The 20,211-nt window shown below is 70.7% G+C and carries 14 protein-coding genes; 2 read left to right on the top strand and 12 right to left on the bottom strand.

The window, feature by feature from the left end:
- Window positions 1-163: 163 nt before the first annotated feature.
- The 8 genes from KVT44_RS00180 to KVT44_RS00145 form a co-directional block, all read right to left on the bottom strand.
- The gene (locus KVT44_RS00180; RefSeq protein ID WP_217565651.1) at window positions 164-1,711 is read right to left on the bottom strand and encodes an alkaline phosphatase; all 1,548 of its coding nucleotides are present in this window, start codon (window positions 1,709-1,711) and stop codon (window positions 164-166) included.
- 235 nt (window positions 1,712-1,946) lie between these two features.
- Window positions 1,947-3,383 (bottom strand): GTPase ObgE, encoded by a 1,437-nt coding sequence (gene obgE / locus KVT44_RS00175; protein ID WP_054231929.1) that lies wholly within the window; start codon window positions 3,381-3,383, stop codon window positions 1,947-1,949.
- A 132-nt stretch (window positions 3,384-3,515) separates the two neighbouring features.
- Complete coding sequence (rpmA, locus tag KVT44_RS00170; RefSeq protein WP_028802588.1) at window positions 3,516-3,770, bottom strand: 50S ribosomal protein L27; 255 nt, start codon at window positions 3,768-3,770, stop codon at window positions 3,516-3,518.
- A gap of 14 nt (window positions 3,771-3,784) precedes the next feature.
- Complete coding sequence (gene rplU, locus KVT44_RS00165; RefSeq protein ID WP_054231928.1) at window positions 3,785-4,105, bottom strand: 50S ribosomal protein L21; 321 nt, start codon at window positions 4,103-4,105, stop codon at window positions 3,785-3,787.
- Between the two features lie 260 nt (window positions 4,106-4,365).
- Window positions 4,366-8,463: an Rne/Rng family ribonuclease gene (locus KVT44_RS00160; RefSeq protein ID WP_217565650.1), complete on the bottom strand. Its 4,098-nt coding sequence runs from the start codon at window positions 8,461-8,463 to the stop codon at window positions 4,366-4,368.
- 261 nt (window positions 8,464-8,724) lie between these two features.
- Window positions 8,725-9,501 carry a TIGR03936 family radical SAM-associated protein gene (locus KVT44_RS00155; protein WP_217565649.1) on the bottom strand — a complete coding sequence of 259 codons (777 nt, stop codon included), beginning with the start codon at window positions 9,499-9,501 and terminating at the stop codon, window positions 8,725-8,727.
- A gap of 48 nt (window positions 9,502-9,549) precedes the next feature.
- Window positions 9,550-10,746 carry a hypothetical protein gene (locus KVT44_RS00150; RefSeq protein ID WP_217565648.1) on the bottom strand — a complete coding sequence of 399 codons (1,197 nt, stop codon included), beginning with the start codon at window positions 10,744-10,746 and terminating at the stop codon, window positions 9,550-9,552.
- 115 nt (window positions 10,747-10,861) lie between these two features.
- A complete protein-coding gene (locus KVT44_RS00145; protein ID WP_217565647.1) occupies window positions 10,862-13,000 on the bottom strand; it encodes a restriction endonuclease in 2,139 nt (712 codons plus the stop codon).
- Between the two features lie 208 nt (window positions 13,001-13,208).
- Between KVT44_RS00145 and KVT44_RS00140 the strand changes: the two genes are divergently transcribed.
- The gene (locus KVT44_RS00140; RefSeq protein ID WP_190168847.1) at window positions 13,209-13,793 is read left to right on the top strand and encodes a TerD family protein; all 585 of its coding nucleotides are present in this window, start codon (window positions 13,209-13,211) and stop codon (window positions 13,791-13,793) included.
- Between the two features lie 891 nt (window positions 13,794-14,684).
- On the opposite strand, the gene KVT44_RS57715 is transcribed toward KVT44_RS00140, so the two are convergent.
- The 4 genes from KVT44_RS57715 to KVT44_RS00120 form a co-directional block, all read right to left on the bottom strand.
- Window positions 14,685-17,231, bottom strand: a complete 2,547-nt coding sequence (locus KVT44_RS57715; RefSeq protein WP_254648777.1) for an amino acid permease — start codon at window positions 17,229-17,231, stop codon at window positions 14,685-14,687.
- A 336-nt stretch (window positions 17,232-17,567) separates the two neighbouring features.
- Window positions 17,568-17,978 (bottom strand): arsenate reductase ArsC, encoded by a 411-nt coding sequence (locus KVT44_RS00130; RefSeq protein ID WP_190168848.1) that lies wholly within the window; start codon window positions 17,976-17,978, stop codon window positions 17,568-17,570.
- A 35-nt stretch (window positions 17,979-18,013) separates the two neighbouring features.
- On the bottom strand, window positions 18,014-18,754 hold the full coding sequence (locus KVT44_RS00125) for an MIP/aquaporin family protein (protein WP_099922681.1): 741 nt from the start codon (window positions 18,752-18,754) through the stop codon (window positions 18,014-18,016).
- Window positions 18,751-19,128: a helix-turn-helix transcriptional regulator gene (locus KVT44_RS00120; RefSeq protein ID WP_217565646.1), complete on the bottom strand. Its 378-nt coding sequence runs from the start codon at window positions 19,126-19,128 to the stop codon at window positions 18,751-18,753. Before KVT44_RS00120 ends, KVT44_RS00125 begins: the two co-directional genes overlap by 4 nt.
- A gap of 104 nt (window positions 19,129-19,232) precedes the next feature.
- Between KVT44_RS00120 and arsM the strand changes: the two genes are divergently transcribed.
- Complete coding sequence (arsM, locus tag KVT44_RS00115) at window positions 19,233-20,015, top strand: arsenite methyltransferase (RefSeq protein ID WP_217565645.1); 783 nt, start codon at window positions 19,233-19,235, stop codon at window positions 20,013-20,015.
- Window positions 20,016-20,211 lie beyond the last annotated feature (196 nt).

Here is a 20,211-nt window from a genome sequence, read left to right as displayed (position 1 = left end):
TCAAGGGAGGCTAAATCTCTTACCTGAGCCTTACCTGAGAATGTCCTGGGACTCACATGAGTCCCAGGAATCCCATGAGTTCTGAGAACTCTATGAGTTCTGAGACTTCTATGAGTTCTACGAGTTCTGTGAGTCCCAGAACGACGCTGCTCAGACCCGCTGCTCAGACCAGACGTACGCCCGGCTTCCCCGCCTCGACCCGCAGCCGGGCCGGCGTGCTGGACGCGGCGTCCGGCCGCAGCACGGTCTCCGGGGCGCGGACGGTGGCGTCGATGCCGTCGCGTCGGATGTCGAAGAGGTGGTAGCCGCGGTGGGCGTCGATGAACTTCCAGTGCGGGTTGTCCGGCATCCGCGGGTCCCACTCGTTGTGGAAGGCCACCTGGTCCTGGTCACCGCCACTGGAGATGGAGGTCCCGACGAACTCGGCGCCGACGACGTCGGACTCCGGGTCGGCGAAGTCCTTCTTGAGGTCGCTGATCATGGTGAGGTGACGGTCCCCGGTCAGCACGACGGGGTTGCGCACGGTGGCCAACTCCCCCATGAGCGCGTTGCGTTCGGCCTGGTAACCGTCCCAGGCGTCGTAGAACCAGAGCTTGCCGGGGCCGATCTGCAGATCGGTCTCGGCCATCATGATCTGCGAGGCGATCAGGTTCCAGCGCGTCGGTGAGTGGTGCAGCCCGCGCAGCAGCCAGGCCTTCTGCTCGGCGCCGAGCATGGTCATCGAGGGGTTCTCGGCGCCCGCCCGGGTGGTCGCCTGGTCGCTGCGGAACTGCCGGGTGTCCAGGACGTTCAGCCGGACCAGCCGGCCGAAGTCGAGCCGCCGGTGCATCCGGATGTGCGGACCGTTCGGCACCGCGGCCGCCCGGACCGGCATGTGCTCGTAGTACGCCTGGTAGGCGGCGGTCAGCCGGGCCACGAACGCGTCGTGCGACTGCTTGGCCGGGTCCTGCGGGATCTCCCCGGCGAAGTCGTTGTCGACCTCGTGGTCGTCGAAGGTGACCACCCAGGGCGCCGCGGCGTGCATCGCCAGGAGGTGCGGGTCGGTGCGGTACTGCGCGTAACGGTTGCGGTACTGGACGAGGGTGTACGGCTCCCCGCCGCCCTCGTGCCGACGGACGGCCGTCGCCGACGGCGCGGACTCGTAGATGTAGTCGCCGACGAAGAGCACGAAGTCGGGGTCCTGGGCGAGCATGTCGGCGTACGGGGTGAAGTAGCCGTTCTGCCAGTTCTGGCAGGAGGCGAGCGCGACGCGCAGCGAGCCGCCGGAGCTGTGGGGGTGCGGGGCGGTGCGGGTGCGGCCGGTCGGCGAGAGCTGGCCGTCGGCGCGGAAGCGGTACCAGTACGCGCGGTCGGGACGCAGTCCGCGGACGTCGACGTGGACGCTGTGCCCGTACTCGGGCAGCGCCTGTGCGACGCCCCGCCGCACCGGCCTTCTGAAACGGGCGTCCTCGGCGATCTCCCACTCCACCGGTACCGCGCGGTCGGGCATGCCGCCGCCGTTCAGCGGGTCGGGGGCGAGCCTGGTCCACAGCACGACGGCGTCGGGCAGCGGGTCACCGGAAGCGATGCCGAGGGTGAACACCCCGTCGGGCAGCGGGGGTTCGGCGGCGCGGGCGGTGCCCGGCAGCCACAACTGGCTGGTGGCGGCGCCCAGGGCCGCGGCGCCGGCGGTGAGAAAGCGGCGTCGATCGCGCGAGACGGTTCCGGTCATCGGTGAACTCCCCTGCGTCGGTGGCCCCTTGGACATCGGGAGGCTCACACGCCGCAGTGGCCCGCTCGCTGAACGGAGTTAATCAAGAGCATGACAAGAAGGTGAAGGGCGGCCCGTCGTGACCCCCAAAAGACCGCGCAGTTCCCCCCACCCCTAAAAAGGGGCGCGGGGAACTGCGCGAGCAACACCCACCCGCAGCCGAACGAACGACGGCAGAGGGACCGGGAACGTCGGCCTAGAACGGCTCGAAGTCGTCGTACTCCTTGTCCGCGTCGTCCCGCTCCGCCTGCTTGTCGCGGCGGCGCTGCGCGGCGGGCCGCGGGACGTCGAGGCGGTGGTCCTCACCACGGCGGCCGAGCATCTCCGCGCCGGCCATGACGGTGGGCTCCCAGTCGAAGACGACCGCGTTCTCCTCGGGGCCGATGGCGACGCCGTCGCCCGAGCGGGCACCCGCCTTCATCAGCTCCGCCTCGACGCCGAGGCGGTTGAGACGGTCGGCGAGGTAGCCGACGGCCTCGTCGTTGTTGAAGTCGGTCTGGCGGACCCAGCGTTCGGGCTTCTCGCCGCGCACGCGGTAGAGGCCGTCCTCCTCCTGGACCACGGTGAAGCCGGCGTCGTCGACCGCCTTCGGGCGGATGACGATCCGGGTCGCCTCCTCCTTGGGCCTGGCGGCGCGCGCCGTGCCGACCAGCTCGGCGAGCGCGAAGGACAGCTCCTTCAGGCCCATGTGCGCAACCGCCGACACCTCGAAGACGCGGTAGCCGCGGGCCTCCAGGTCGGGGCGGACCATCTCGGCGAGGTCCTTGCCGTCCGGCACGTCGATCTTGTTGAGGACGACGATGCGCGGACGGTTGCCGAGGCCGCCGTACTGCTTCAGCTCTTCCTCGATGATGTCGAGGTCGGTGACCGGGTCGCGCTCGGACTCCAGGGTCGCCGTGTCCAGCACGTGGACCAGCACGCTGCAGCGCTCGACGTGGCGGAGGAACTCGAGGCCGAGGCCCTTGCCCTGGCTGGCGCCGGGGATGAGGCCGGGCACGTCCGCGATCGTGTAGACCGTCTCGCCCGCCGTCACCACGCCCAGGTTGGGGACGAGGGTCGTGAAGGGGTAGTCCGCGATCTTCGGCTTGGCGGCCGACAGAACGGAGATGAGGGACGACTTGCCGGCGCTCGGGTAGCCGACGAGGGCCACGTCCGCGACGGTCTTCAGCTCCAGGACGATGTCCTGGAAGTCACCGGGGACACCGAGCAGCGCGAAGCCGGGCGCCTTGCGGCGGGCCGAGGCCAGCGCCGCGTTGCCGAGGCCACCGCGACCGCCCTGTGCGGCGACGTACGACGTGCCGTGGCCGACGAGGTCCGCGAGGACGTTGCCCGCCTTGTCGAGCACGACCGTGCCGTCCGGCACCGGCAGGATCAGGTCCTGGCCGTCCTTGCCGGAGCGGTTGCCGCCCTCACCGGGCTTGCCGTTGGTGGCGCTGCGGTGCGGCTTGTGGTGGTAGTCGAGCAGCGTGGTCACGGACTGGTCGACTACCAGCATCACGTCACCGCCCCGGCCGCCGTTGCCGCCGTCCGGGCCGCCGAGCGGCTTGAACTTCTCCCGGTGTACGGAGGCACAGCCGTGGCCTCCGCTACCCGCGGCGACGTTCAGCTCGACGCGGTCCACGAAGGTGGTCATGGGATGTGCCTCCAGTTACGTACGAAAGTCCTGCGCAGCCCTGTATGCCACAGAGCCGCTGCTATTCAAAACACGCGAAAGGCGGACCCGCTTCCCGTACGGGAAGTGAGGTCCGCCTCGCGAAAGAACCGGTCAGGCGACCGGAACGATGTTCACGACCTTGCGGCCACGGTGGGTACCGAACTCCACCGCACCGGCGTCAAGGGCGAACAGCGTGTCGTCCTTGCCACGGCCGACGCCGTTGCCCGGGTGGAAGTGGGTGCCGCGCTGGCGGACCAGGATCTCACCGGCGTTGACGACCTGACCGCCGAAGCGCTTCACGCCGAGCCGCTGAGCATTGGAGTCGCGACCGTTCCGAGTGGACGATGCGCCCTTCTTGTGTGCCATCTCTCCTCAGTCCCTTACTTCGCAGCCGCGGGGATCTCAGTGACCTTGATCGCCGTGTACTGCTGGCGGTGGCCCTGACGACGGCGGTAACCGGTCTTGTTCTTGTAGCGAAGGATGTCGATCTTGACGCCCTTGTGGTGGTCCACGATCTCGGCCTGGACCTTGATGCCGGCAAGGACCCACGGGTCGCTGGTCACGGCGTCGCCGTCGACAACGAGCAGGGTCGAGAGCTCGACCGTGTCGCCAACCTTGGCAGTGGGAATCTTGTCAACCTCAACGATGTCGCCGACAGCAACCTTGTGCTGGCGACCACCGCTGCGCACGATGGCGTACACGCGGATCTCTCTCTCGCTCGGAACGGAACCCCGCAGTCCAGCCACGCGCTGCGCGAGCGGCCTCTCCCGAAGCGCACGGCATGCGAACACGCACGACACGCAGAATTCCGGGAGGAAGAGGTTTACGGGGGTGCGGCGTGTCAGGGGACACGCCGACGGTCTAGGTTACGGGGCCCGGCTTGAGGGGTCAAACCGGGCCACCGTCATGCGGTCGGAGCAGCGGAGGGACCGACTTCCGTCAGCCCTCCGCCGGTTCCGCGTCAGTCCTCGGTGGTCGCCGAGACTGTCGAACGGTCCTGCTGCTCGGCCGCCGCGGTCTTCTTCGCGGTGGTCTTGGCGGCCGTCTTCTTCGCGGTCGCCTTCTTGGCCGTGGCCTTCTTGGCGACCGTCTTCTTGGCAGCGGTCTTCTTGGTGGCGGCCTTCTTCGCCGTCGCCTTCTTGGCCGTCTTGCGGGCGGCCGTCTTCTTGGCCGGGGCCGGGGCCTCGGCGTCCGTCTCGACCGCGGTCTCGGCCGCCGTCTCGACCGCCTCGGGTGCCTCGGCCGGCTCCGCCGAGGCCGACGGGACGACCACGACGGCCGCCTCCTCGGACGCGGTGGGCGCGGTGGCCTTGCGGACGGCGCGACGACGCGGGCGGGCCGGCGCGGCGCTCTCGGCGGGCGCCTCGGCGACCGGCGCGGGCTGCGGCTCGACGACGACCTCGGCGGCGGCCTCCGGCACGGGCGCCGCGACCGGCTCCGTGACCGTCACCACGGCCTCTTCCGCCGCCTTCGGGGAACCGGCCGGAGCCGACACCTTGCGGGTGGCGCGACGGCGCGTACGGCCCTTGGGAGCGGCCTCGTCCTCCGGTACGGCGACCACGGGGGCCGGAGCGGCCTCAGCAGCCGGCGTGACCTCGGGAGCCTCGGCGACCGGCGCCGCGACGACCGGGTCCTCGACCGCGACCGGCTCGGACTCGGCGGCCTCGTGGGACGTCAGAGCCCGCTCGGTCCGCTCGACCCGCTCCTCACGGCGGCCCCGGGGAGCACGCTCCTCGGCCTTCGGCGCACCCGCGGGAGCCGACACGCGCCGGGTCGCCCGGCGCCGCGAACGGCCACCGCGGGAAGCCGCGGCCTCCGCCTCGGCGGCGCTGCTGTACAGCTCCTCGTCCGGCTGGAACTCCTGCTCGACCAGAGCGACGGGCGCGGCGATCTCGGCGGCCACCTCGGCCTCGCTCTCGACCGTCTCCGGCTCCTCCGCGATCTCGTGCGTGTGCTCGAGCTCGTGGTCCTGCTCGGCACCACCACGGCCGCGCTTCTTGCGCTTGCCGCCGCCTCCGACGGAGGTCGGCTGTTCCATGTGCACGATCACGCCACGGCCGTTGCAGTGGACGCAGGTCTCCGAGAAGGACTCCAGCAGACCCTGTCCGACACGCTTGCGCGTCATCTGGACGAGGCCCAGCGAGGTCACCTCGGCCACCTGGTGCTTCGTACGGTCGCGTCCCAGGCACTCCAGGAGGCGCCGCAGCACCAGGTCCCGGTTGGACTCCAGGACCATGTCGATGAAGTCGATGACGACGATGCCGCCCAGGTCGCGCAGCCGCAGCTGGCGCACGATCTCCTCGGCCGCCTCCAGGTTGTTCCTGGTCACGGTCTCTTCGAGGTTGCCGCCCTGACCGGTGAACTTGCCGGTGTTGACGTCGACCACGACCATCGCCTCGGTCTTGTCGATCACCAGCGAACCGCCGCTGGGCAGCCAGACCTTGCGGTCCAGGGCCTTCATCAGCTGCTCGTCGATGCGGTACGTCGCGAAGACGTCGACCTCGGAGGTCCACTTCGAGAGGCGGTCGGCCAGGTCGGGCGCGACGTGGGACACGTACCCGTGGATGGTCTCCCACGCCTCGTCGCCGCTGACGATGACCTTGGTGAAGTCCTCGTTGAAGATGTCGCGGACGACACGGACGGTCATGTCCGGCTCGCCGTACAGCAGGGTCGGCGCGTTCGAGCTGCCGCCGCTCTTCGCCTTCTTCTGGATGTCCTCCCACTGCGCCTGCAGTCGCTCGACGTCACGGCTCAGCTCGTCCTCGCTCGCGCCCTCGGCGGCGGTGCGCACGATGACGCCCGCGTCCTCGGGGACGATCTTCTTGAGGATGGTCTTCAGGCGCGCGCGCTCGGTGTCGGGCAGCTTGCGGCTGATGCCGGTCATCGAGCCCTCGGGCACGTAGACCAGGTAGCGGCCGGGCAGGGAGACCTGGCTGGTGAGGCGGGCACCCTTGTGGCCGATCGGGTCCTTGGTGACCTGCACGAGGACCGACTGGCCGGACTTCAGCGCGCTCTCGATGCGGCGCGGCCCGTTGGCCATGCCGAGCGCCTCGAAGTTGACCTCACCGGCGTAGAGCACCGCGTTGCGGCCCTTGCCGATGTCGATGAAGGCGGCCTCCATCGACGGCAGCACGTTCTGGACCTTGCCCAGGTAGACGTTGCCGACGTACGAGGTCGACTGCTCCTTGTTGACGTAGTGCTCGACGAGCACGTTGTCCTCGAGGACGCCGATCTGGGTGCGCTCGCCGCTCTGGCGGACGACCATCACGCGCTCGACGGCCTCACGACGGGCCAGGAACTCGGCCTCGGTGATGATCGGAACACGGCGGCGGCCCTGCTCGCGCCCTTCACGACGGCGCTGCTTCTTGGCCTCGAGGCGGGTCGAGCCCTTGATGGACTGCACCTCGTCGGACGGGTGCTCGTCCTTCTTGCCGCGCGGCTCGCGGACCTTGACCACCGTGCGCTCGGGGTCGTTCTCGCCGGGCTCGCCCTCGGGGCCGGAGTCACCGGCGCGACGGCGACGACGACGGCGGCGACGGCTGCTGCTGGAGCCGGAACCGCCCGGCTCCTCGCGCTCCTCCGCCTCCTCGGCGTCCTCCTCGGCCTGCTCGGCGGTGTCCTCGGCGTCCTGCGCGGCCTGCTCGGCGGCGTACTCGTCGTCACCGGCCTCACCGTCCGCCTCGGCGGACTCGCCGCGGCGACGGCGACGACCACCACGACGGCGACGGCGGCGCGAGCCCGCGGACTCCTCCTCGGACTCGTCGTCCTCGGCGCCCTCCTCGACGTCCTCGGCGGACTCGTCGGGCTCCTCCACCTCGTCGACGGGCTCCGCGGCCGGGGCCGCGGGCGCCTCCTCGACGGCCCGGCGGCGACGGCGACGGCGTCCGCCGGTCTCCTCCTCGACGGCCACGGGTGCCTCGACGACCTCTTCGGCCTGGGGGGCCTCGGCGGTCTCGGCGGCCACTTCCGCCGCCTCGGCGGCAGCCGCGGCGGCGGCCCGCTCCGGCGTCTGGAACATCGGCTCGGTGAACACGGGCGCCTGGAACACGGCGACGGCCGGACGCGCGGGCCGTCGCGCGGACTCGGCCTCCTTCGGCGCGGGGGCGGAGAAACCGACAGCGGCCTTGCGCGTGGCACGGCGGCGGGTCCGGCGCGGGGCGCCGTCCTCGGCGGTCTCGGCCTCGGCCGCGGGCTTGGTCTCGGCCTCCGCGGCGGGCTTGGTCTCGGCCTCGGCCGCGGGCTTGCTCTCGCTGGGACTGGTCTCGCTGGTCACGGGCGCCTCCACACGCTCGTCGGCGGCGTCGCCCTCGGGCGCACCGGCGGGCGCGGAGACGCGCCGGGTGGCGCGACGACGGGTGGTGCGGCGGGGTGCGGCGTCCTCGGCGGCGGGGGCCTCTTCGGCCTGCGCCTCGACGGGCTCCCTGACGACCTCAGGGGTCTCAGTGGCCTCAGGGGTCTGAGCGGTCTCGGTGGTCCGAGCGGCCTCGGCCGCCTGGGGCGCACCGGTCGGTGCGGAGGCACGACGGGTCGCACGACGACGCGGACGGGCGGCGGGCGCCGCCTCCTCGACGGCGGGCGTCGCTTCGGCAGCGGGGGCCTCTTCGACCTGGGCCTCGGCCTCGGCGGGCGCGGGCACCACGGTCTCCGCGGCCCGGGCCGCCTCGGCCGTCACCGGCGCACCGGCGGGCGCGGACACCCGGCGGGTGGCGCGGCGACGCGTACGGCGCGGAGCGGCGTCCTCGGTGGGCTCGACCGACTCGACCGGCTCGGCGGCAGCGGCCTGAGCCACCGCCTCCTCCACCGTCTCTTCGGTCTCTTGGGTTTCTTCGGTCTCGAGAGCCTCGGGGGCCTCGACGACCTCGGCGGCGGCCATGGCCTCGGCGGATGCCACCGGCGGTATGGCCGGAGCCGTGGTCTCGGCCACGGACTGGGACTCGGCCGCGCCCGTGGGCGGGCCGGCCGGACGCGACGCCGCACGGCGGCGGCGCCGCGGCGGCAGGGTGTCGCTCGGAGTGTTGTTGTTGTCGGAACCCTCAGTGGGTTCGGTCGGCTCGAGCATGCGGGTGGATCTCCCGTCAGGCTCCCGGGCGCCGCGCCTGGTCCGGCAGTGCCGGTGACGTCCGCGGCTCGCGCGATGCGCGGTGCCGCCGTCCGGGGCGCGGGCGCCGCACGGGAGCTCTCTGTGTCCTGTCTCGCCGGTTCCGTACGCCATGTGTGCGTACGGCCTGGCGAAAGTCTTCTGGTCGGTGCGCTGCCCGACCCAGGTGGCTCCCGGATCCGAGGGCGACGCTACGACGTCCGTCCTTACGCGGGACCTTCCTTACGCCGACGCCTTCGCGGCGGCAGTTTCGGCGGCCCCTGTGCGATCGGCTGGGGCGGCCATGACTGCCTCGCGGTCGGGCGCGAGCGGGTCGGTCACCGTGCCGGTCTCTTCATCGAACAGCCCCTGCGCCAGCCTGGTCACCGCTGCGGCGACCGGCGGCGCCAGGTCGGCCACGGCGCGAAGACCGGACAGGACGTCGTCGGGTCGTACGGCAGGCGTCACGTGCCGAACAACCAGGCGCAGTATCGCACAGGGCTGGTCGGTCGGCCTATCAGCCTGCGGACTGTGCACCTCGAGGCTCGCCACGGCACCGCGGGCGTCGAAGGTGCGCATCCCGTTCTTGGTCCTGCGCTGGACTTCCACCGTGTCGGCCGACTTGAAGGCGTCGACCGCGCGCTCCGCGTCCTCGGGCGCCACGCCGTCGAGGCGCAGCTCCCACACGGACGCGGTGAGCCGGTCGGCGAGACCCGACGTGCGGGCCTCGACCGCCTCGATGATGTCGAGCCCCACGGGCATCGACTCGTCGAGGAGCTCACGCAGCTTCTGAGGGTCACGCGTCTGGGTGAGCGCGATCTCCAGGTACTCCGCCTCGCTGCCTGTGCCGGTGGGTGCGGCATTGGCGTACGACACCTTCGGATGCGGTGTGAACCCCGCCGAGTACGCCATCGGCACCTCGGCACGGCGCAACGCACGCTCGAAGGCGCGCTGGAAGTCACGGTGGCTGGTGAACCGGAGGCGGCCGCGCTTGGTGTAGCGCAGTCGGATGCGCTGCACCGCGGGTGCGGGCGGCGGGCCTTCGGGCTGTCGCTTGCCCAGTGTCGTTCAGTCCTTCGTGAGAGCGGTCGTACTGCTACCTAGAGTACGTGTCCCGGCGGCTCCCGGTTCCCGCCGGTCCTTCGCCAGGGGCACCCGCTCGGGCTCCCGGGGCGCACCGAAGAGCATGCGGCGGATGTCCGCGCGGGTCTGCCGCGCCGACTCGCGGGCGGTGGCCAGGGCCTGCCGTGTCACACGGCCCACGCCGCGCGCGGCCTCGGCGGCGGGCCGCAGGACCGTGTCCCGGACGATGTGTCCGACCGGCGTCAGCACGCTGCGGTACACCCAGCGCACGGGCTCCACGAAGATCCACCGGAAGAGCCGTCCGAGGAACCGGCCGACGGCGAGCGAAAGGTGTCCGGCCACCCGCCAGGCGTGTCCGAGTGCGTCCCCGACCTCCCGCGCGACGACGGCGAGGACCCGTCCGACCGGCACGAGGACCCAGCGCCACAGGGCGAGCGCGGGCAGCACGAGCAGGACGCGCAGGGTCCAGTAGAGCGCGGCGCCGATCCCGGTGAAGATCATCCGTACGAGCCACCCGAGTCCGCGTGCCGCCCACGCGATCGCCCGTCCGACGGGGGCGAGGATCCACTCGTACAACCACAGTGCCGGTACGACGATCAGATGGCGGACCAGCCAGGCCACGACCCGGTACACCCCGAGCGCGACCGCCCCGAACCCGATCCCCAGGCCCCTGAGCAGCCAGGCGACGGCCCGCCCGACGGGGGTCAGCACCCGGGCGTACACCCAGGCGAGTACGGCGCCGATGCCACGGAGCACCCAGGCGAACCCGGCGCCGAGACCTCGGAGGACCCAGGCGAACCCGGCGCCGACGCCCCGCGCCACCCAGGCGATCGCGTGTCCGACCGGCGTGAGCACCGTCTCGTACATCCACACGGCGGGCACGACGAGCAGCACGTACCCGAGCCACGCCAGCGCCTTCGCGACCGGCACCACGGCGTACCGCCACAGCGTCACCCACGGCCAGACGAACACCGCCCACGCCACCCACTGGAACACCCGCCCCACGGGGCGCAGCACGGTGTCCCGCAGAAACCTTCCGCCGACCACCAGGGCGTCCCACAGCATGCGCACCGGCACGACGAGCACGAGGACGACGATCCGCACGGGCAGGCGGATCGCGACCGTGAGGCACCCCTCGGCCGGTACTGCGGGTCGCTCAGCAGGCGACTTTTCCAGATCCATACCGACGTAGACGCATCAGGGCACCATCTGGATGCACACCCCTGAGGCCGGTTGCGCTCCCGTCGAAACTCCTGGCGGTCGCGCCGTCGTGCCCGGTCCGGAGACAGCCGGGGTGTCAGTCCACTTCGATGCCGTACTCCCTGATGAGCTCTTCCAGGCCGCCCGTATACCCCTTGCCGCCGACCACGAAGTCCCAGTCGCCGCCCGCGCGACGGCGGAAGGATCCGAGGACCAGCGCGGTCTCGTGGACGCGGCCGTCGGACACGTCGAGTCGGCCGAGCTCGGTCCCCGATCGGTCCAGCAGCCGGATGCCCGCCTCGGTGAAGCCGGACAGATCGGCTCCGGGGTTGGCCTCCGGGTCGACCGCCGCGACGAGCACGAGTCGGTCGGCCCGCTCCGGCAGGGCGTCGAACGACACCCGGATGGCCGCCTTGTCCGGTGCGGTGGCGGCGAGCGCGCGGACCGTGCCGTCGGGGGTCCGGGGATTGTTGAAGAAGACGAAGTGGTCGTCGCTCAGGGCCCGGTTGCCGTGGCACACGAGCGCGCACACGTCCAGGGCGACCTGGCCGGTCCAGAACATGCCGAGCCTGTTCCAGTCGTCCCCGCCGTCCCTCTCGTCCCCGCCGTCCCTCTCGTCCACCGCGTCCGGCGTGCGGGGAGCGGGAACCGGGCGGCCGGCGTTTCCGAGCCGCCCGCGCAGCCCGTGGCGGTGCAGCAGGTCGACGAGTTCGCCGCCCGCCACGAGTTCCAGGGGCTTGCCGCTGGCGAAGGCGTGCGATCCCGGACCGAAGCCGGAGGTCGTGACGAGAACCCCCTTGTTGGCACCCGCGTCCTGGACCGTGCCGAACAGGTCCCGGACGGCGGTCGGAGGCACGGTGTTGCGATAGCGCTTCACCTGGACGACGATCTTGCCGCCGCGGATCGGGGTCGGATCCAGCGCGTCGACGTCCACACCGCCGTCGTTCGAACGCTGGGTCGTCACCGCCCGCATGCCCATCGCGCGGAACAGCTCCGCGACCAGCGCCTCGAAGGCGATCGGATCCATCTCGTACAGATCCGGCTCGTCCAGGTCCGGCGCGTCCAGCTCCGCTCCCTGTGCACCCCCGTGGGTGACGACGCCGTTGCCGATGTCCTCGGGGTGGCGGCCCGGACGTACCGCCGCGCGCTGGTCGGGGCGTGCCGACAGCTGCCCCCGGAGCCCGTCCACCAGACAGTCGACGGCGTTGACCTGCTCCAGCCGCAGTCGCGCGAAGACGGAACGCGGAGCCATGACGGTGGCGAGGAAGATCCGCGCCTCCCTGCCGGTCGCCGGATCGTGGTCGTCCACGAACCCGTTCAGCGCCACCGACTCCAGCACCCCGAACTCATCCGCCGCGAAGAGCGCGTGCAGCACCAGGAGAACGCACTGCGCCAGTACGTCCCTGTACAGGGCACGGCTCTGCGCCGCCGACCGCGGCGTCTCCTTGTCCTGGTCCGCGGTGGGCATGTACCGCACCGACTTCACCTCGGGGACGACGCCGTACTTGGGCAGCTCCCAGTTCAGCACCAGCTGGCGTGCGGCCGGGTCGTAGGCCGCAGACACCTGCCGGGGCAGGTCCTCGGGCCATGCGGAGGAGGCGTAGAGGGCCGCGGAGAAGTACTCCACCGTGGCGTCGGGGTCGCCGTCGCGCAGCCCCGCCGTCATCTCGGACACGGCGGCGTTGTGCCGGCCGACCTCCGCCTGCTGGGCCTCGGCCCGCCGCTGGTACTCCCGCTGGTAACCAGCCAGTTGCTGCTGTCGGCGGGCTTCCGCCGCCTGCGCGGCCTCCCGGTCACGCTCGAAGCGGGCCCGCGCGTCCGCCTGCGCCTGGGCACGCCGGCCGGCACCGAGCCCCCAACCGCCCTGCGCCTGGTAGTGGTTCGGATCAGGCATGGGCGTCGGATGCGCCAGCGGCCCCGGAGCGAAGGGCTCGACCCGCTGGGAACGGGTGAGCATGGCGGCCCGGAACGCGGGCGCCCGGCATCCGGCGGCCAGCAAGCCCTGCAAGGAGGCGACCCGGGCCTCCAACTCCTCGGTCCGCCGCCGCGCCTCGGCCTCCCGCTGCTGTCGGTAGGCCGCCCGCTGCTCCTGTCGGCCGCGCGCCAACTCCCTCTGGAAGGCGCGCTCTTGTCGCTCCTGATCCCGCTGCTGTCTGGACTGCGCCGCCAACTGGCGCTGCTGCTGACGCTGTGCCTCAGCCCAGATACCGACCAACCCACTGGAGCGACGACTCATGCTCTACAGGCCCTCCCCCGGAACTTCGCGGCCCTGCCACCGCACCGCCCCGGCCCCACAACCAGCAGTGATCACACGACTCTAGTCGGCGATCAGTGCCTCATGTGTCCCCTTGTCCGCTTATGAAGGGACCCCTGCCGAGGGAACACCGAAAGCTCCATGCACACTTTGCCTGTCGCAGTCCCGCCTCCAAGAGGATGATCCACGCATGATTACGCTCACCAAAGAAGACGGCCCGGCGGATCTGGACGGAGTCACCCATCTGTCCATCGGAGTGTCCTGGGATCCCACCGCGGGCAGCAGCGGTGGAGTGATGGGCGTACTCCGTCGCAAAACCGGCACCGACCTGGACCTGATCGCCATCGCGATGCAGGGCATGGACCCGGTGCGCCTGGCGGGCCTCGACTCGCTCGATCCCATGGGCAACGGCTCCCTGGTCCACAGCGGTGACAACCAGACCGGGCGGGGGGAGGGCGACGACGAGACGTTGACGGTCGAGTTCGCCCGCATACCGTCCAACATCACGTCGATCGTGTTCATCGCCGCCGCCTTCAAGAAGGGCAGTTCCTTCCAGAAGGCCCGCAACATCAGCTTCAAGGTGTACGACGCGACCGGCGGCACCACTCAGCAGGTCGCCGACATCTGGCCGAGCATGCTCACCCAGGACAACGGGTGCGCCGTGGCCAAGGCCGTTCGTGTCGACGGCAGCTGGAAGCTCGAGGTCATCAATGTGACGGGGAAGATCAAGCAGGGTGACGAGCACGCCCTGATGCGCTTCGCCGTCAGCAAGTAGTCCGCCATCACGACGTAGTCCGCCATCAGTACGTGGGACGAGGTTCCCGGGGTCCCTGTAGGACCCCGGGAACCCGGGTACTACATCCGCCGAACGACCTGCGCCTCCGCCCTCTCGACGGGCGTGCGGCCGTAGACATGGACCAGGGCGAGATGGAACAGGGCGGGCGTAAGAGGGGCCCAGCCTGGTCTGATGCTCCCAGCGATCCGCGACCCCTCGGCTCATACGCGCTCGCAGGCCTTGTCGGGTCAAGTCCTTCAGCCTGGCACGGAAGTGCGCGCTCCAGTGGCGCTTGTCGACGTCCAGCACAAAGGCAAGCAACTCGAGTGCGTACTCGTGCGGTTCGAGGGACAGCTCCTCCCGCATGCCGCGCCGGGCCAACGCATGCACGTCGGGCGCGTTCTTGCCGGACGAGTCGATATGACGTGACATGCCTTCGCCCCCTCGATCTCGGCTCGCCAGCCGTCCATGTCCGAGGGCAGCTCGATCTCCGCGTCGAGCACGCGGACGTGGACCGCTTCGGCGGGTATGGACGACTCGCCGTCCCCTTCGACGATCAGGGCGGACGTATGCAGAGGACCTATGGAGAAGGTCCTCCACGCGGGACCGGGCTCCTCCCGCTGCCTGAGGCCGCGCACCGCGCGGGTGGAGCGCGTACGCAGCCTGAACCAGCCGTCCTGCAACGGTTGCTGGAAGAGCACCGCACACAGCGTCCCGAGTACGGCGCCCACGACTCCGTTGGCCACATCGATCCCGCCCATACCGGGCAGCGTAGGCAAGTTGATCACGCCACGCGCGATCTTGCCCTTTCCGTTACGGCCGACTCGGATCAGCGTGGCAGCCTCTGTGACCGACAGGCACCGGCTCAGCCTTTTCGGACCTCGGGAGGCGCTACTGGCCGTCCGTCGGCGGCAGGTCCTGCTCGGTCCAGATCGTCTTGCCGGTGGGTGTGTAGCGCGTGCCCCAGTGGTGGGTCATCTGGGCGATGATGAACAGACCCCGGCCTCCCTCGTCGTCGTTCGCGGCGTGCCGCAGATTGGGCGTGGTGTGGCCGGTGTCGGAGACTTCGCAGATCAGGGTCCGGTCGCGGATCAGGCGTACCTCGATCGGGCCGCCGACGTAGCGGATGGCGTTGGTGACCAGTTCGCTGACGATGAGCTCGCTGGCGAACGTCAGGTCGTCCAGCCCCCAGTCGCGGAGCTGCTTGCCGACGGCGGTGCGGATGGTGGCCACCGCCGCCGGGTCCGGGGGCAGCTCCCACTGGGTGAACTGGTTCCGGTCGAGCAGGCGTGTGCGGGCGACCAACAGCGTGGCGTCCTCGTCCACGGCCCCGGGCAGCAGGGTGGTCACCGCCCGGTCGCACAGCTCTTCCAGGGACGCTCGGTAGTCGGCGAGGACCTGGGACAGCTGCGCGAGTCCGGCGGCACGGCTGTCGGCCGCCTGGAGGAGGCCGCCCGTGAAGAGGGCGACGAGACTGCCCGGCGGGAGCTCCAGATCCGTGCTCTGGTAGGGCAGGCCACCGATTCCCAACGGCGGTCCGGGGGGCAGCTCCGGATGGTCGACGGCACCCGTGTGCGGCTCGACGACCACCAGTACCGACTCCCCGGCCCGCGCCAGACGGCACTTCCCCGAGACGGGGTCGTACACCGCGTACAGGCAGGTCACGCCCAGGGCCTCGTCGGCCTTCGGCCTCAGGTGCCCCGGGCCGTGGCCGGCCCCGCGCTCGTGCGCGGTCTGCTCGACCAGGTCGTCCAGGCGGGACAGGAGCTCGTCCGGGCTCAGGTCCAGCCGGGCCAGCACGCGCACACCCGTGCGCAAGCGGCCCATGGTGGCCGCGGCGCGCAGGCCGTGACCGAGTACATCCCCGACGACCAGGCCGACCCGGGTGCCCGACAGGGGGATGACGTCGTACCAGTCGCCGCCCACCCCGGACCCGCTGTCGGCGGGCAGGTAGCGGCTCGCCGTGTCAACGGCGGCGTGTGGCGGCAGGCGGCCCGGCAGCAGGCTCCGCTGGAGTTTGAGGGCCACGGCATGGCCACGGGTGACCAGCGGCATCAGCAGGAGACCGAGCAGCAGGGCGCCCAGGCCCAGGACGGTGACCCCGCCCGTCTTCCCGATCAGCGGCAGGTCGACGCTGGTCATGCCGTATCCGGGCTTCGCGTAGACGACGAAGGTGGCGTAGAGGAACAGCAGGAGCATGATCAGCCCGCCGAGCCCCGGCAGCACGCCCTTGAAGACCAGGTCCCTGGCACTGCGGGTGAGGACCTTGCGGTGGTACCAGACGCAGGCGAAGCCGGTCAGTCCGTACTGGAACGCGATCGCTAGACCGACCGAGTCGATCGAGTCGGCCAGGACGTTATGGCTGAACGACTTCAACAGGACCAGCAAGGCGATCGACACCACGCCCATGCCGACGGTTCCCCAGGTCGGGGTGAGAAACCTGCGGTGGACCCGGGCGAACCGGGCGGGAACGGCCTTGTGGACCGCCATGGAGAAGACGGTCCTGGCCAGGGGCAGGATGGTGGTCTCGGCGGAGGCCAACGCGGAGGTCAGCACCATCAGGATCAGCAGTCTCGACAGGAGCAGCCCCGTGCCGTCGCTCCCGAACACGGCGTTGCCCAGCCCGGAGAACACATTGTCCGAGTTGTGCGTGTTGCCGAGCCCGATGCCCGAGGCGCCGACTCCCGCGAACGCCTGCGCCGAAGTGGACACCAGCCCGTACAAGATCAGAAGCAGCACGGTGGACATGACCGCGGCACGCCCGGGGACGCACGTGCTGTCGACGGTTTCCTCGTTGACCGCGAATGAGGTGTCCCAGCCCCAGTAGATGAAAACCCCCGCGAGGATGCCCGAGGTCAGCGCCGTTGCCGAGGGCACCTCGAACGGATTGAACCAGGAGGCGGAAACATGGGTCGCCGTCGGGGGAGGGTCGGTGTAGACCTTGACCAGTGCGGCGACGGCGAACAGGACCAGCATCACCACTTCCAGGCACAGCAGCCAGCGCTGGACAGCCGCCGAGAACTCGATGCCGACATAGCAGATCGCGGTCAGCACGGCGATCCAGACGATGCCCGCCACGGTGGTCCACAGCCGGTTCTCCGCCAGTCCGTCCAGGCCCACCAGCAGGAAGCCGTAGGTGGCGGCGATCTCGGCGAGGCTCGCCATGACGATGATGTTGGCGACGATGAGGCCCCAGCCGCCCATCCAGCCGGTACGCGGTCCGAAGGTGCGGGTGGCCCAGGTGAAGGTGGTCCCGCAGTCGGCGTTGCTCGCGTTCAGCTCCCGGTAGGCGTACGCGACCAGCAGCATCGGGATGAACGCCAGCATGGTCACGATCGGGGCCTGCAGTCCGACCCCCGCCACGATGATGCCCAGCGTGGCGGCCAGGCTGTACGCCGGGCCGGTGGAGGCCAGGCCCATGGCCACCGAGGAGAACATGCCCAGGGCGTCGTTCTTGAGCCCTTTCCGGCCGGACCCCGTCCCGGGAGCGGGGCGGCCGGCTGACTCGGCGCCGCCAAAGTGCCTCACACTTGATTCCAACGCCGGGCCACTCCCCTCCGCAACAGCGCAGGGGCAGCAGAAAGGCCCGAACCGGACTCGGACCCACTCCACCAGTGAGTGGAAGTCCACTACTGAGCGGATGTCCGAGGCACCGCTGAGCGGATGTCCGAGGCACCTCTGGGCACCGCTAGGGGTTCGATCGGGTGATCGAACCCCTCGGACGCTGGTGTCCATCCGGGGACACGGGCCGCACCACACGGTGTGGCGACTGGATCAACCCTCCAGGTCCGCCAGCAAGCCGCGGATGCGCTGTTCGATCTCGTCGCGGATCGGCCGAACCGCGTCGACGCCCTGCCCAGCGGGGTCGTCGAGCTGCCAGTCCAGGTACCGCTTGCCGGGGAAGACCGGGCACGTGTCGCCGCACCCCATGGTGATCACGACGTCGGACGCCCGCACCGCTTCCACGGTCAGCACCTTCGGGGTCTCGGCGGAGATGTCGATGCCGACTTCCTTCATCGCGTCGACGACCGCCGGGTTGACCGTGTCGGCGGGAGTGGAGCCCGCCGAGCGGACTTCGACCTGATCGCCAGCGAAGTGGGTGAGGAACGCGGCGGCCATCTGGGACCGCCCGGCGTTGTGGACGCAGACGAACAGCACGGACGGGCGCGGGGTGGCAGTGCTCATGGCAGGTGTCTTTCCGGGGAGGGGAGGAGTCGGGCTCAGGGAGCGGACGGGGCGAGTTCGGACTCGCCGTGAGGGACGACGGCGTCTGTCTCGGCGGGCGCAGGTCGACCGAACACCACCGCCACCAGGCCCAGGCCGACGGCGGCACCGACCAGTTGCGCGGCGATGAACGGGGCGACGGAAGCGGGGGCGATCCCCGCGAACGTGTCGGTGAAGGCCCGGCCGACCGTCACCGCCGGGTTCGCGAACGACGTGGAGGACGTGAACCAGTACGCGGCCCCGATGTAGGACGCCACGGCAGCTGACGCGAGGTGGGCGCGATCGGTCCGGGTCAGGCCGAAGACCAGCAGGACGAGCCCGGCGGTTGCCACGATCTCGCCCAGCCACAGATGGCCGGCGGAGCGGTCGTGCGTGGACCACTTCACCAACGGTTCGGCGAACATCGCATCAGCCAGCAGCGCGCCACCGATCGCACCCAGGGTCTGGGCGGGGACGTACACGGCTGCTTCGCGTGCGGTCATTCCGTCGCCGCTCTTGCGACCCGTGAACCAGGCGGCCAGGGTGACGGCCGGGTTGAAGTGGGCCCCCGACACCGGCCCGAACAGCGTGATCAGCACGGCCAGGCCGAAGACGGTGGCGAGCGAGTTCGCGAGCAACTGCACGCCGACGTCCCGTGACAGCTCCGTCGCCTGGATGCCCGAGCCGACCACCACCGCGACCAGCGCGGCCGTCCCGACCAGCTCGGCCACCGCGCGCCGACCGAGCGAAGCGCTCACGCAGTCACCCCAACGGGCTCAGGAGTGGTCAGGAACGCGCCCAGCCGGTCCAGCACTCCGGGCAGGACCCAGTAGTAGACCCAGGTCCCTCGACGCTCGCAGTCGATGAGTCCGGCCTGCCGGAGCAGCTTGAGGTGGTGCGAGATCGTCGGTTGCGACAGCTCGAACGCGGGCGTCAGCTCGCACACGCACACCTCGCCGCCCTCCCGCGAAGCGATCATCGAGAGCAGTCGCAGTCGGACCGGGTCGCCCAGCGCCTTGAACGCCTTCGCCAGTTCGACGGCCTGCTTCTCGGCCAGCGGGGCGGAGGCCAGTCCCTGACAGCAGGCGCCGTCCACGTCCTGGCCGAGCACCTCAAGCTCTTGTTTCGACATGCGTCTATGTTGACGTTTTTCGATGCAAGGCGCAAGGTTGCATCAATGAACGTCAATACAAGCCGTTCCGGGGCCTGCCATGCCCCGTCATCCAGGAGTGAGTCATGAGCGAGCAGTCCACCGAACTGCGCGAGACCGTCCGTCGGCGGTACGCCGCCGCGGCCGTGAAGGTGACCGAGGGCGGCACCGCCTGTTGCGGGCCGCAGCCGGTCGAGGTCGACGAGAACTTCGGCTCCACCCTCTACGCCGTCGCCGAGCGTGACGCCCTGCCCGCCGAAGCCGTCGCCGCCTCACTGGGCTGCGGCAACCCGACCGCCGTGGCCGATCTCCACGAGGGCGAACGCGTCCTGGACCTCGGCTCCGGCGGCGGCATCGACGTCCTGCTCTCCGCCCGCCGCGTCGGCCCCACGGGCAGGGCGTACGGCCTCGACATGACCGACGAGATGCTCGCCCTGGCCCTCACCAACGCGAAGAAGGCGGGCGCGACGAACGTCGAGTTCCTCAAGGGCACCATCGAGGCGATCCCGCTCCCCGCGGGCACCATCGACGTGGTGATCTCCAACTGTGTGATCAACCTGTCGACCGACAAGGCGGCGGTTTTCGCCGAGACGTTCCGCGTCCTGACCCCCAACGGCCGCATCGGCATCTCGGACGTGGTCGCCGACGACGCCCTCTCCCCCGCCCAGCGCGCCGAGCGCGGCGACTACGTCGGTTGCATCGCGGGGGCCCTGTCGTTCACCGAGTACCGCGAAGGCCTTGAGGCGGCAGGGTTCGTGAACGTCGAGATCACCCCCACGCACCCCGTGGCCGACGGCATGCACTCCGCCATCGTCCGCGCCACCAAGCCCCGGACCGAGACGCAGGCCGGCTGCGGCTGCCAGAACTGACCCGGACAGCATCTGAGGCCCCTCCCGATCGAGAGGGGCCTCAGAGCTCGTACGGGAGTTGAAGACTCGGCGATGACCCTCTCAGCCGGCAGCGCGAGCCGGCTGCGGACCGGTGAGGGACGCCACAAATGGGGTCGACCAGTGGCGCGTGAACGCCGAGGAGGCTACCGTCGACAGGGAGAACGACCGGTCTTCC

Origin of the sequence: Streptomyces sp. GbtcB7, assembly GCF_019091445.1 — a bacterium.
GTDB lineage: Bacteria > Actinomycetota > Actinomycetes > Streptomycetales > Streptomycetaceae > Streptomyces > Streptomyces mirabilis.
This window is presented reverse-complemented; position numbering and strand designations above follow the sequence as displayed.